11 protein-coding genes are annotated in these 13,559 nt (G+C 36.1%); 5 read left to right on the top strand and 6 right to left on the bottom strand.

Annotation, left to right across the window (positions count from 1 at the left end; genetic code table 11):
- Positions 1-113 precede the first annotated feature (113 nt).
- Positions 114-1,037: a multidrug resistance efflux transporter family protein gene (locus tag EDF66_RS13895; protein ID WP_132843356.1), complete on the top strand. Its 924-nt coding sequence runs from the start codon at positions 114-116 to the stop codon at positions 1,035-1,037.
- Here the strand turns inward: EDF66_RS13895 and EDF66_RS13890 are convergent.
- The 3 genes from EDF66_RS13890 to EDF66_RS13880 form a co-directional block, all read right to left on the bottom strand.
- The gene (locus tag EDF66_RS13890) at positions 1,034-2,815 is read right to left on the bottom strand and encodes an ABC transporter ATP-binding protein (protein ID WP_132843355.1); all 1,782 of its coding nucleotides are present in this window, start codon (positions 2,813-2,815) and stop codon (positions 1,034-1,036) included. The two genes, EDF66_RS13895 and EDF66_RS13890, sit on opposite strands and share 4 nt — an antisense overlap.
- Positions 2,816-2,943: 128 nt before the next feature.
- On the bottom strand, positions 2,944-3,738 hold the full coding sequence (locus tag EDF66_RS13885; RefSeq protein ID WP_132843353.1) for a S1/P1 nuclease: 795 nt from the start codon (positions 3,736-3,738) through the stop codon (positions 2,944-2,946).
- 67 nt (positions 3,739-3,805) lie between these two features.
- Positions 3,806-4,270: a DUF4268 domain-containing protein gene (locus EDF66_RS13880; protein ID WP_132843351.1), complete on the bottom strand. Its 465-nt coding sequence runs from the start codon at positions 4,268-4,270 to the stop codon at positions 3,806-3,808.
- 134 nt (positions 4,271-4,404) lie between these two features.
- Between EDF66_RS13880 and EDF66_RS13875 the strand changes: the two genes are divergently transcribed.
- Entirely contained in the window at positions 4,405-4,938 is a 534-nt protein-coding gene (locus EDF66_RS13875) for a lipocalin family protein (RefSeq protein WP_132843349.1), read from the top strand.
- Here the strand turns inward: EDF66_RS13875 and EDF66_RS13870 are convergent.
- Positions 4,935-5,240, bottom strand: coding sequence for a hypothetical protein (locus EDF66_RS13870; RefSeq protein WP_132843348.1), 306 nt, complete (start codon positions 5,238-5,240; stop codon positions 4,935-4,937). The genes EDF66_RS13875 and EDF66_RS13870 overlap by 4 nt on opposite strands.
- An 81-nt stretch (positions 5,241-5,321) precedes the next feature.
- Positions 5,322-6,842 carry an OmpA family protein gene (locus tag EDF66_RS13865; RefSeq protein WP_132843346.1) on the bottom strand — a complete coding sequence of 507 codons (1,521 nt, stop codon included), beginning with the start codon at positions 6,840-6,842 and terminating at the stop codon, positions 5,322-5,324.
- Positions 6,843-7,197: 355 nt separating this feature from the next.
- On the opposite strand from EDF66_RS13865, the gene EDF66_RS13860 reads away from it, so the two are divergent.
- From EDF66_RS13860 to EDF66_RS13850, 3 genes are all read left to right on the top strand, one after another.
- Complete coding sequence (locus tag EDF66_RS13860; RefSeq protein WP_132843344.1) at positions 7,198-8,355, top strand: 6-bladed beta-propeller; 1,158 nt, start codon at positions 7,198-7,200, stop codon at positions 8,353-8,355.
- 5 nt (positions 8,356-8,360) lie between these two features.
- Positions 8,361-11,162: a hypothetical protein gene (locus EDF66_RS13855; RefSeq protein WP_132843343.1), complete on the top strand. Its 2,802-nt coding sequence runs from the start codon at positions 8,361-8,363 to the stop codon at positions 11,160-11,162.
- A gap of 127 nt (positions 11,163-11,289) precedes the next feature.
- Positions 11,290-12,702, top strand: coding sequence for an alkaline phosphatase (locus EDF66_RS13850; protein WP_132843341.1), 1,413 nt, complete (start codon positions 11,290-11,292; stop codon positions 12,700-12,702).
- Between the two features lie 65 nt (positions 12,703-12,767).
- Here EDF66_RS13850 and EDF66_RS13845 read toward each other — a convergent pair whose 3' ends face one another.
- Entirely contained in the window at positions 12,768-13,532 is a 765-nt protein-coding gene (locus tag EDF66_RS13845) for a TerC family protein (protein ID WP_132772921.1), read from the bottom strand.
- Positions 13,533-13,559: the final 27 nt, after the last annotated feature.

Raw genomic sequence — 13,559 nt, 5'->3', positions numbered from 1 at the left:
CAATTGATGCATAAATAAAGAATATCTTTTCAAGACATATCATATAATCGGTCTTGACATTGTCCTATTCATTAATTACTTTAGAAGTTACAAATCCTGATTCTTATATAAACATGCTCCTTACCACTAAATCAAAAGCACTTTCATTTGGTATATTAGCCTCATTATTTTTTGCTAGCACTTTTGTCCTCAACCGCATCATGGCAGTTTCTGGAGGTGGATGGCAGTGGTCTTCAGCCTTACGTTTTGTATGGATGCTACCGATATTGTTACTTATCGTTATTATACGTGGAAATTTAAAACAATTATTGATTGAAATGAAGAGAAATCTAGGGCAATGGTTGCTCTGGAGTACACTTGGATTTGGAATTTTCTATGCTCTGTTGACATTTGGGGCAAGCTATGGTCCTTCCTGGTTAGTTGCAGGAACCTTTGAATTTACCATTATTGCCGGTATGTTTATAGGTCATTTCATGCAACGTAAAGAAAATCGACAGCCATTTTCTAAAGCGACCTTATTTTTTTCCTGTATCATCTTTTTGGGTATCCTAGTCATGCAAATTTCTGAGGCTAAATCTACTCCGTTGTCAACAATATTGCTCGGAACTATTCCTGTACTAATAGCCGCAATTGCTTATCCTGTTGGTAACCGTAAAATGATGGCCTTAACAAAAGGCTCATTGGACACGTACCAGCGTACATTGGGTATGACGCTCGCAAGCATGCCATTCTGGATTATTCTGATGTTCTTTGGCTTTCAGGAGCATGGACTTCCCGATCAAAGTCAATTGTTACAGACCTTATTAATAGCCTTATTTTCTGGTGTTATCGCAACGCTACTTTTTTTTAAAGGGACAGAATTAGTGCAACATGACCATAAAGCACTTGCCGCAGTTGAGGCAACACAGGCTATGGAAGTGATTTTCACATTAATAGGGGAAATTATCATATTGCAAACTGCTTTCCCAAACAACTTGGCTACAACCGGTATTTTACTTGTAGTAGTAGGAATGTATCTGCACAGCAAAAATCATTAATGATTTAATGTTTTACTAATTTTATCCAAATTAAGACTATTAGCCATAGCAGAAAAGATCTTATAATAAGTGCCACGATGATCGTATAAATCTTCATGAATGCCCTTCTCGACTACCCTACCCTTTTCCATCACCACTATTTCATTGGAATCTATAATTTGGGAAATACTATGAGAAACAATAATAACCGTCCGATCCTTTTTTATAGCATCCAAACTATTTTTTATTTGTTCAGTAGCAATGGCATCCAAATTTGCAGTAGGTTCGTCTAGAAAAATAATCGGAGGATTTTTCAAAAACAAGCGGGCAATCGCTATTCGTTGCTGTTGCCCCCCTGAAAGCAAATGGGCTCCAGAATCGTAACCTTGAGGCAACTCCATAATCTGTTCGTGAATGTAAGCTTCTTTAGCTGCCTTAACGATTTCCTCTTTACTACTACCGATCTTTCCATATTCAATATTTTCAAAAATCGATCCTTTAAAAATATGGTTGCGCTGAAGAACCATCCCAATATTTTTTCTTAAAAATTTAGTGTCATAGTTTTTAAGATCAACACCATCTAATAGAATTCGACCAGCTGTAGGTTCATAGAACTTATCCAAAAGATTAATAACCGTACTTTTCCCAGCACCACTTAGTCCAACAAGCGCTGTGATCTGATTTGGTTTGATTTGAAAAGAAATATCTCTTAGTGCATGCGTTCCGTTAGGATATTCAAATGATACATCTTCAATCACAATATGGCCTTTGATCTTATCCGGTATAAAAGTACCGCTTCCCTCAATCAAATCATCAGACTCCAATATTTCAAAAAAAGATTCCGAGTAGATTAAAGCATCATTTACCTCATCATAGATACGATGCAGTTGACGAATCGGAGCTGAAACATTTGAAAATAACATAATATGAAACATAATCGCTCCAATTGTAATCTGATTGTCCAGCACCAGAAAAGCAGTTAAAACAATAATTGCAACAACTGCTATCTGCTCAATAAAATTCTTTAGACTATCAAAAATGAAACTCGTCTTTCGTGTTTGCATCTGATTTTCCGTCATTTCAAATTGAATCTTCTCATGACGGTCTGCTTCTTCAGGTTCGCGTACAAAAGATTTTATGACCAATATAGAGTCAATTAAATTAATGATTCTATTATTCTTGGATTCTCTATATTTTCGCATCTGCCGTCTAAATCCACTGAGTTTTCCAGCTTGTGTTTGACTGATGTAGAAATAAATTGGTATAACTGCGAGCCCAACCAATCCGACGTACACATTAGCCATAAACATACATACGAGCGCCACGATGGCATTCGCAAATAAAGGAAGGATATCGATAAAGAAATTCTGAACTAAACGTGTCAGCGAGCTAATTCCCGAATCAATCCGTGTCTGCAATTTTCCGCTTTCATTTTCTTCTGACGTATAAAAAGCCATTTTATACGTCAATATTTTTTCTACAATCTGTTGTGAAAAATCTCTTGCAATAAATATACGTAGTTTTTCACCGTAGAATTTCTGTCCAAACTGAATAAAGGAATAGACAATCTCTTTTACCAAAAGAACAGCAGAGATAATCCCGATCAAATGCATACCTCTAGACAGCGGTTCTTTAGCGACCATCAAGTCACTGATAGTATCTACCGTATATTTTAAGATGAAGGCATTAATCTGCGCGGCAAAAGATCCGACCAAGGTTAAAACTAAGGTATAAAAGATGAGGTTTTTATAGGGCTTGGCAAATGGTGTTATCTTCTTGAACAGTAGTGATATGGTCATATATTAAGGCGTAAAAATAAAAACGACAAGAAAATTCGTTATATTAATCTGACAACAACAATAATACCGAAAATAAAAAAGGGAAATGAATACATTCATTTCCCTTTTTTATTTTATAAGACTAATGATTAACCAAAAACATCATTCAAGATTTTTGCCAAACGTAAACCACCTCTAAGCATACAATTTTCTGCTTTATAAATATTGTTATAAATGTAGTTATAAGATAAGTTTGCGTTGAGCTCAACATCTGCATAGATTTTATCTGAAAGCTGATTTGACTCATACAACCAGCTCGCTAATGTACCACCTTGTACTTGCTTAACTTCATTTTTACTCAAAATATCCAGTACCGTTGCATATTCGGTATAGCTATACTTTTCACCATCGATCAAATCTGAATCCCATACGCGGTGTATATTAGATTTTTTTCCGAACCAGCTCACCTCAATTTTATTTCCACCTTGATCTTCGGCTCTACTTACGTGCATCGGCTGATGCGCATCACCGATTAAATGGATCAGCATGTATAGATTTTGTTTCTTTTTTTCAAGCGATAGCTCTTTTTCTGCAAATGATTTTTCCAAGCGCAACACCGTCTTGTATAAATTTTCTTCACTGGAATTTTCCATTGCTAACTGAAAATCAGCCCAAGGTAAGTGCGGATTAGTATTTATAAAATGAGAATTCCCTAATTTTTTAAATTCATCATGCGGATCAGACTTTATAAAATCACCCCAGTTGGCCCAATAAGCTAGTTTCTGATTGCCAATTATTTTTTGAATATTCTTTTTTGCTTTTTTTGTCAGATGACGTTCTGCGACCTCAGCAACAACACGATGTCCAGTAGATCCCCATGCGAATACGGAAGAAATCTGCAAAGTCATTGCGAGTACAATAAGACTTTTTAGTATATTTTTCATAAACAATACAATTTTAGCGCAAAGGTAAAAATTACATCCTCAAATAAAACCCTATTGACGTAATAATTTAACTTTTGAAAATTTCAAACCCATATTGGGCATCACACCAAAATTCATCGAGAGCAATTAACCTTTGTTTGAAAAATGATATTAGATCAGGCCAGTCTTCTTGTTTAAAAATACTTTTCCCCTCCATAGTCATATAGATCATACTCACAGATTTCCCTTGTTCATCTTCCACCTCCAGATCCCAGATCCATTCCTCTCCTAGCATAGCTGTTAGAATGTTTTTATACTCTTCAAATTGCTCCATCATGAGCTTACGCATTGATAGATCACGATGACTCCACTCGATTGCTATTAAAGAAAGACGTTTATCCGCTTCCATCTTAAAGCGTAGATTTTTAATACCGGTTCTATAGTTTACCCAATTGATCTTCTCTCCATCAGCAGAGTTATTTAAAGCCATATACTGTCCAAATCGGGTCCAAAAAGTCTCCTTCAACTGTTTTACTTCTTCTCTTGAATACATGGTACTAAATTTTAAAATGACGAAATTACTACTTTTATTTTCATAAATGACTAAACATTCGTCTCCACTTTGGCGTTTTTATTGCATGTACCCATAGGAACAGCTCACAGATTTATGAACAAATCATCATTATTATGGATAAAAAAAAATCACTTCTCATACTCGCCGCTACCGCTGCTATTACGTTCGCTTACAATGCGTTAAAACCAGTAAAATCCAAAGTCAAAGTCATCGAACCTTTTGACATAGATCGTTACTTAGGCAAGTGGTATGAAATAGCACGGCTAGATTTTAAATGGGAAAAAGGTCTGTCACAGGTTACTGCTACTTATAACAAAAATAATGATGGTAGCATTGCGGTAAATAATCAGGGATTTCATGACCAAAAAAATAAATGGAAACAGTCAATCGGTAAAGCAAAGCCTATTGATTCATCAAAAAAAGCGGCTTTAAAGGTATCCTTTTTCGGTCCATTTTACAGTGGTTATCATGTAGTGAAAATTGATCAAGATTATCGATATGCACTTATTTTTGGAGACAATTTGGATTATATGTGGATATTATCCAGAGAAAAAACAATACCTGAAGCTATTAAATTAGCCTATTTGGAATATGCGCGTAAATCTGGTTATGCCATCGAAAACCTGGTTTGGACCAAACAAGATTAGCCAAAAATAGGTTTTAATACACCATAGTCAAGAGTTGGGTCTTGAGCAAAAACTCGAGCCAGCTCTTCACGATCTTCGTCCGTGATAATCCCACCAAGTCCCTTATTGTATAATTCAAGCAAATACAAGGAAGCCTCAAGTTTGTTTTCATAGGTTAAAATTGCACTTCCCACATAAAAATTTAATACCGATACTGCATATTCACCGAAAATGTCAAATCCAAATCCTGCGCCCGAATGTACTGCAAAACGCATATATTTTTCAAAGTCAGATTTTAAAATTTCCTTTAGCTTGTTTTCCATATCCGCAAAAATGCAATATTATAGTGAAATAAAAAAAAGGAGATGAACTTCGTTCACCTCCTTTTTCTGTTCCAATTGGACCTATCGTACGCTTATAGCAACGATACGATCCAATACGCGTTCCGCTTCAGGTGCATCAGCTGCTGCTTTTGCAAACTCAGAACCATAACCTTCAGCGCCAATAACCTGACTACTAGGCCCTTTTCCAATCAAATATACTTTAACTACCTCAGCGCGATCTGTAGATAATTTCTTATTAAAATCCTCATTACCAGTTTTATCTGTATATCCGCCAATCTTCACAGTTGCTGCAGGGAAAGCTTTTAGAATTGCCGCTATGTTTTCTAATTGAACTTGACTTTCAGGAAGCACTTTAGCCGTACCTGTTTCAAAATTTAAATTATCAAAATTAAACCACTTATCTTTCAGTTCATCCTCGCTTAGCGCTTTGTAGTCTGTTTTTAGAAACTGCACCAGCTGATCTTCAATACCACCTTTATAGGCTTTTAACTTTACACCATCCGGCAAAATCACCTCTAAACTTTCGCGAACTACCGGAGTAACAGCAACAACAGTCAAACTTGTGTCTACAGCTGTTGTATTCATGCTATCGGTAACAACTACTTGATCTTTCTCCCCTTTACAGCCTTTCCCGAATAAGAACCAAAGAACAGCAATAATTACGATGGGTATTAATATTTTCCAAATTCCTCCACCGCCAGAAGACGGGGTTTCTGTATGTAATGGATCAACAAAAGGGCCTGAAGGAGGAGGTGGGATAATAGGCACATGATCTATAGGAGGTACAATCGGAGGTGCTACACCCACGGGGGTATCATGATGTACAGGTGGCGGTGGAACAAGCGGAGGCGTTTCAATAGATAGCTCCTCATCTTTGGAAACAGCTTCATTTGTGACCTCTTCTGGGTGAGTTACTTTAGGTTCCTCTTTTGTAACTGGCACTGATACCAATATTGCTTCTACAGGCTTATCCGTAATACTGCTATCGTGTAATTCACTATCAGTAGAAGAGGATCTAATTTGATCCGCCTGAGCAAAAGAAGTTCCAAATGCCGCTAGTCCTAATCCTGAAGGCAATGCGGCTGTAAAATTATCCTTATTTTCATTTAATAATCGACCGATTGCACTTACATCCCAATTTGTTCCATTTTGTGTTAAACCCGAGAATACAGCAGGTAATGAAACACTTAATAACTTTTCAACAGTGGATTCATTGCCTCCAACAAGGCTGCCTAAGCTCGAAATAATTGAATTAAACTTGTCTCCAAAGATAGATTGTAAAAGGTCATTGTGATGAGGTTCAATAGGCTCTGCATCTACCAATCCATTAATACGTCCTGTTTCAGTATTGGTTTTTAAAAAGTCACCAAAATTAAAATCTCCATAATATTGTTTAGCTTTCTCTACAATTGCAGCTAAGCCAGTTCCTGACTCTTTTTGCAACCCTAAGAAAACAGTAGGAACAATTGCTCCAATAGCTGATTTCACTTTTTCTTTATCTTCCCCTACGGAATTACCGAGCTTAGATAAGACTTCATCATTAAAAAATTCTTTAGCAGAATTTAAAAGGTTAATTTCCATAATGTTCAAATTTTAGTTTATCCGTTACTTTAAGTTACACTTCACGATCAAGTGCTATGCTACAATTTCACCTTGTTGTAACAATTACATACCAAGAATTGTTTTATTGCAATATAATACAATGAAAATAAGACTTGAAAAAACATCAAATTACAAGAATCAACATCCGGTAAAAGAATAGATGAAATAAAATAAGCTTAATCAATTATTATGCAATCGATTGTCTTGCTTTAGCAATTTTATTTACGAGAAAATATATTTATTTTCAACAAATAATCAATAAGCCTAATTTTCGTCTCAAAAGTTTTTTTAAAGGATAACATCGGGCAATTTAACCAAATAAATAAACCTCATAATGCGATTCATATTAGTGTACCTAGCAATGCTATTATTGCAGCCCAGCGCTCTTTTAGCTCAACGTCTCATTTATTCCAAAGATATTCCTGTGGAAAAAATACGTATTGTTCCCGAAACTGCCATGGGTGGTACGATTTCAGAGCGCATCAGCGATTTAGAATATATCCCCCTAAAAGCTAGCAAAAACCAATTATTGGATCAAGTCTATAGATGCACACTAACCCCTGATCGAATTGGTATACTATCAGGCAAGGGTTATTTGTACCTCTATGATATAAAAGGCAATCTGATCAAGATTTTCGATCAAATACCAGGTGTAAAAAAAGTAAAAGATGATCATTTGTTATTTAATAATATCGTAGCAACAAAAAAAGGTTTCAGGCTTACACAAGGCATGCGCTACATAAACGTTGACTGGGATGGAAATTTCATTGACACTGTAGCTATCAAACCAGACACGACAAGTCACGCTACCACCACTATTGGAAGTTCTTCTTGGCATTATTTGACTCCACAATTTCACGATAAAAAAAATATGGAGACCAAAGCGTTACGTCTAGAAGACAGTACTATCGTTACTTTTCAAAAAATGGATAGCATTTATCAACCTTACAATTCTTATGGTTCATTAAGTGAGGTCAAAAAAAACAATAAAGCCTACGCCAGTTTTACCTACAGCACGCAACTTTTTGAACTAGACTCTTTGGGCGTTTCAAAGGTCTATCAGTTTATATTTCCGTTAAGAAACACTTTAAACCTAGATGAAGTCGTCAAAATTAAAGACTATATGCCGTTATTTCAGTATATCAATGCACACCAGGGCGTTATAACAGGTATTGGTGATGTCTTTCCCTACCGCGATTATTTAATCATCCAACTACAAAAAAACGGAAGTTTTCCCATAGCACTTAATCCAACAACGAAAGAGATCATTGGCCTTCAAAATATCATTCCAGACAAGAGCAATGATTATCTTGCCTTTATGGATCGTAGTACCTTAGGTACTGATGGGGAGTTTATGTATTCAATTTTATTTCCAGAAGATATCCGTCAAGCAATGGGTAAATCTGTGGATGAACGTCATCCTGTAAGTGATCGCCTCAAAGCATTAGAAAAAAACAATAATCCCATTTTTGTACGTTTCAAATTAAAATAATCTTCATGTTATATACCTTTACCCGCTATATTCTCATCGCATTTTTCTGTAGCGGAACGCTATATGCGCAAACAAAGATTCAAGGAATAGCAATCGACACCCTACACAAGAATATATTACGTTCTGCTTCTGTATCTATTTACGAAAAAGGGAAAGAATCTGTTGAAAAAGTAAGCCTAACCGATACATACGGCAAGTTTGTAGTGAATGATCTTACTGCAGATAAACCTTATTTACTGGAATTACGCTATCAAGGTTTTCAAAAAGTGATACGAGAATTTATGCTCAAAAAGGACGAAGCAAAAGACTTTGGAAAGATCCATATGGCGTTTGTAGAAAATGAACTCGAGGAGGTCGAAGTTTTGCCACCAGTACGCATGAATGGAGACACGCTAGAGTTTAATGCCGACGCGTTTAAATTGGATAGCAATGCGGTGGTAGAAGATTTACTCCGTAAACTTCCTGGTGTTGTCGTTTGGGGCGATGGTAGTCTAACCTACAACGGGCGTGAAATACCGAATGTACTGGTCAATGGTAAGGAGTTTTTTGGCAGTGATAAAACTATAGTCTTACAAAATCTTTCAAAAGATGCCGTACAAAAATTGCAAGTGTACGACAAGCGTAATCAGGAAGAAAAAGAAAAAAACCCGCATGATGTCAAATATGAAATGAATGTGTCCTTAAAAAAAGGCAAGGAAAACATGTATTTTGGAAATTTATCTGCGGCACTAGGAACTAAAGGTCGTTATCAACAACATGCCAATTTTAACATCTCCAAAAGCAAATCGCAGTTTACCTTAGGTTACTCCGGAAATAACAGCAACAAAAACTTACAAAATATGGATCAGCTCTTGAAAAATACCAGCTTTAAAGGCGTTGGTATCAATGCTGATTTTGACTCTGATTTTTTAGGTACTGGCATCAACAATCAACATGTGTTGGGTACAAGGTATCAATATGATGTCATCGGGACCAATGAGGTAAACCGCAAACATAATATCATCGGTAATGCATTGACACGCTGGGACAATATCCGTAGTGAAAACCACTCGACTACAACACTCCTCTCCGAAGAACAAAACAATAATACCCGTACCAATGATAATAGCAGTCAAAACCATCGTCAAAACCAGCAGATGGACTTTAAGTACACCAATACCGGAGGGAAAATTGGAGCAAGACAAAATAGTTTTACGGCCAATATATTTGCATACCAACAAAATAACCAAGAAGAATCGACTGGTACAGACCGATACAATTATGCCGAAAATCATGCAAATAACACCTTCAGCAACAATTCGAACAATCGACTAAAACGACTTAATTTCAGTACAAATTTGGATGTCTACGGTGTCAATTCAAGTCCCAACATGAGGATGACAACTAAAGGTGATAAAACTTTTTGGAAATTAATAACCTATGGCTTACAGTTAAACAGTGATATCAGTGAACAAAATAATAAAAATGAACGGAAGACTAACTACGTCAACCATGATAACGACAGCCTCAATCGTGAAGATCACCGCCTCTACGATAACAACCTAAAAGAACAAACCCATAATATACAGTTCACGGCAAACTATAATAACTGGCGGTTGATACAGAAATTGAATTATAACCATACCAATACAGACAATCAAGTTCAAAACTTGGTAGGAAACCATCTGGAACAAAATACCGACCTCAGCCACATCAGCACGTTTGATAGAATCCAATATGAACCTGCTCTTAACTACTCCAGAAGTTTAGGCTACAGCAATATGCAAGGCCGTTATAGTAGTTCAATGAACCTCAATGTCACCTTAGGTACCCGTATTCATAACGAAAAAAACAGTTCAACTTTGGATTACCGAAATCTGGATCAAGATTTTATGACTTTATTACCCAAATTAGGTATCAGCAATTACTATAATAAAAACGGAAAGTATTACATGTATAGTCAGATCAACGTCGAATATGACGAGGAGTATCCCAATTTAGATCGATTACGCCCCATCTATGATAATAGTAATGTTGCTTTCCGTTACTTTGGAGCTGATCATCTCAACAAGACGAATCGCAGCCGCATTTCGCTGAGCAGCAATTATAATGAACAACGACAACATGGATATTCTGCTAATATAAATTTAAGCCTTACCTTATACAAAAATGGTTTAACAGACAGCATTGTTTATATACCGGGCCAGCAACAGAACTATGTCACGCAGATAACAGATCTGATGCAACTCTATAATATTTCAGGTTACTTGAACAAATCCTATCTGATCGGTAAAAATCAAACCCTGAATATGCGATTGAATGGAGGTCTCAACTGGGGAAATAAGTTTCAATACTTAGATCATGAAAAACAGGAAATGCTAACTAATGGTCAGAACATACAATTAGATTCCTATTATACCCTTGTTGACCGCTATCAGATAGGTTGGACGAACAGCTGGAACCGATATAGCAGACATAACAAATTAGGGAATAGCAATAATGACTATGTTTCCAATTTTTGGAGTTCTGCACTTAGCATGAGCTACTCTTTGACCAAACGCTGGCAGGTCAACAGCAATGCCACAAGCCGGTTGTCCAAATCTGAAGCCTTTAAAGATCATGTATTGATCTGGAATGCCAACACAACTTATCGCATGATGAAAGGTAATAATCTTGAAATCAAATTGGCTGCATACGATCTTTTGCAGGAGAATAAAGGACTGTATATCTACAATGGGGTAACCGAATTTACACAGGGCTATCGCAACAATCTAACCCAGTATTTCATGCTGTCTCTAAGCTATTTTCCACGAAAATTCGGATTCTAATATCCTGACATTATAGACTTATCCAGACTTGTAACGAAAACTTAACATTAAACAAATATGGGTTTGCTATATTAGCCCTTTAATATGATATTAAGACTATAGATACCAAAATCAATTATTATTAAACATGATTAAACGCACACTCGCAACGACATTTTTCTATTTAGCATCTCTATCTATTTTATTTGCTCAAAATAAACCTAAATATATATTCTATATGATCGGTGATGGTATGGGACTAAATCAGGTCAATTCTACAGAAGTCTATTTAGCAGACCTTGAAAATAGAATCGGTTTGAAACCTTTAGTATTTTCGCTTTTTCCTGTCGCTTCTTTTGCTTCCACATACTCCCTATCCAATGGCATTACCGATTCTGCTGCTGGTGGAACAGCACTTGCTGTAGGATCAAAAACAAAAAATGGTGTTATTGGAATGGACTCAACACAAACAAAACCTTTAAAAAGCATCGCTTATGCGGCTAAAGAAAAAGGGTTAAAAGTCGGCATCACAACCAGTGTCAGCATTGATCATGCTACTCCTGCTTCATTCTATGCACATCAAACTAGCAGAAATAAATATTATGAAATAGCAACAGATATTCCTAAATCAAACTTTGATTTTTTTGGAGGATCTGGTTTCTTAAATCCTAATACGAATGCTGCCAAAGAATCTGTAACGCCAATTTTCACATTATTTGAAAAATCAGGTTATACATTAGCTTTTGGAAAATCGGATTATCATCGATTGAAATCAAAAGCAGATAAGATGATCTTGATTAACACTAAAGATACTGATCCAGAATCCTTAAAATTTGCAATCGATCAAAAAGATGGAGATCTCAATCTTAAAGAAATTACGGAAGTAGCAATTGAGTCACTGACAAAAAATAATGATAAAGGTTTTTTCTTAATGGTCGAGGGAGGAAAGATTGATTGGTCCAGCCACAGCAATGATGCGGCAACTACACTGCATGAAGTAGTCGATTTCAATAGCTCCGTACAGGTTGCTTATGATTTTTACTTAAAACATCCGGAAGAAACATTGATCATTATTACCGCAGACCACGAAACAGGTGGTATGACTTTAGGAAATGGAAGTAGCAATTTAAACTTCAAAGCCCTCGTAAATCAAAAAGTTTCTCAAGGAGAACTTTCTAAAATAATTACTAAAATACGTGTAGAACAACCTAAGACAACTTGGGAACAGATCAAAAGTGTACTTGCTGAGAATCTTGGTTTATGGACAAAAATTAAAGTCAATGAACGTCAAGAAAAATCTATGTTCCAGGCTTATGAGAATAGTTTTATCAAACATGTTAACGCAACAGAAAAAAGCCTGTATGCGAATGATGAAAAACTAGTAGCTGAAGCTGTCAAAACATTAAATGAAGTCGCTAATATTTCATGGGCTTCTGGTAATCACTCTGCAGGTTACGTTCCTGTTTATGCAATCGGAGCTGGTTCTGAACTATTTACTCACAAAATGGAAAACACGGATATTCCTAAGAAAATCGCACAGGCTGCGGAATTAAGCTTATAATAAGCAACAAAAATGCGGGGGTAATCAAAAATGATTACCCCCGCATTTTTATTTTAAATCTTCATCTATTTATCATGCTGTTTATGCATTTGTTTTTTCTCACTTTTAATATTTAAAAATTCGACTAAAACAGAAAAAGCCATTGCAAAATAAATATAGCCTTTTGGAATATGCTGATCAAATGCTTCTGCTGTCAGCGATACCCCGATCAAAAGAAGAAAAGACAAAGCCAGCATTTTCACGGAAGGATAATTATTGACAAATTTACTGATCTGCTCGGAGGATAGTAACATGATAACAACAGCAATAATTACTGCCGCAACCATCACTCCTATTTGATCGACCATACCAACTGCAGTGATCACAGAGTCCAATGAAAAAACAATATCTAAGATTAATATCTGAAAAATTGTACTTAAAAAAGTTACGCCCTTTTTATTGACTGTATGTTCTTCTGTATGCCCGTCCATTTTATGATGTATCTCGGTCGTACTTTTATAAATTAAAAATAGACCTCCAATAAATAGAATCAGATCCCTACCTGACAATTCGAGATAACGAGACCAGTCCGGATTGTTGATACCAAAAGTAGTTGCAAGATTAATAAATGGTTCCGTCAAAGACATGATCCATTTAATTGAAAATAACAGAAGCACACGAGTCACTAATGCCAACATCAAACCTAACTGACGGGCTTTCTTTTGCTGTTCGGCAGGGAGTTTACCGCTAAGAATAGAGATAAAAACAATATTATCTATTCCGAGCACGACTTCCAGTACTGTCAATGTCAGTAGTGAAATCCAAATCTGTGGGTCTGAGATCCATTCCATAAAATATGTTGAGGGTTTTTATAAATT

It is taken from the genome of Sphingobacterium sp. JUb20, from assembly GCF_004342035.1.
GTDB lineage: Bacteria > Bacteroidota > Bacteroidia > Sphingobacteriales > Sphingobacteriaceae > Sphingobacterium > Sphingobacterium anhuiense.
Note: the sequence above shows the minus strand (reverse complement) of the source record. Positions and strands in the feature narration are given on the sequence as shown.

Excerpts from the sequence above, each read along its gene's own strand:
- EDF66_RS13880 (WP_132843351.1), bottom strand. The coding sequence starts at position 4,270 with ATGTATTCAAGAGAAGAAGTAAAACAGTTGAAGGAGACTTTTTGGACC.
- EDF66_RS13890 (WP_132843355.1), bottom strand. The coding sequence starts at position 2,815 with ATGACCATATCACTACTGTTCAAGAAGATAACACCATTTGCCAAGCCC.
- EDF66_RS13855 (WP_132843343.1), top strand. The coding sequence starts at position 8,361 with ATGTTATATACCTTTACCCGCTATATTCTCATCGCATTTTTCTGTAGC.
- EDF66_RS13895 (WP_132843356.1), top strand. The coding sequence starts at position 114 with ATGCTCCTTACCACTAAATCAAAAGCACTTTCATTTGGTATATTAGCC.
- EDF66_RS13865 (WP_132843346.1), bottom strand. The coding sequence starts at position 6,842 with ATGGAAATTAACCTTTTAAATTCTGCTAAAGAATTTTTTAATGATGAA.
- EDF66_RS13850 (WP_132843341.1), top strand. The coding sequence starts at position 11,290 with ATGATTAAACGCACACTCGCAACGACATTTTTCTATTTAGCATCTCTA.
- EDF66_RS13845 (WP_132772921.1), bottom strand. The coding sequence starts at position 13,532 with ATGGAATGGATCTCAGACCCACAGATTTGGATTTCACTACTGACATTG.
- EDF66_RS13860 (WP_132843344.1), top strand. The coding sequence starts at position 7,198 with ATGCGATTCATATTAGTGTACCTAGCAATGCTATTATTGCAGCCCAGC.
- EDF66_RS13870 (WP_132843348.1), bottom strand. The coding sequence starts at position 5,240 with ATGGAAAACAAGCTAAAGGAAATTTTAAAATCTGACTTTGAAAAATAT.
- EDF66_RS13875 (WP_132843349.1), top strand. The coding sequence starts at position 4,405 with ATGGATAAAAAAAAATCACTTCTCATACTCGCCGCTACCGCTGCTATT.
- EDF66_RS13885 (WP_132843353.1), bottom strand. The coding sequence starts at position 3,738 with ATGAAAAATATACTAAAAAGTCTTATTGTACTCGCAATGACTTTGCAG.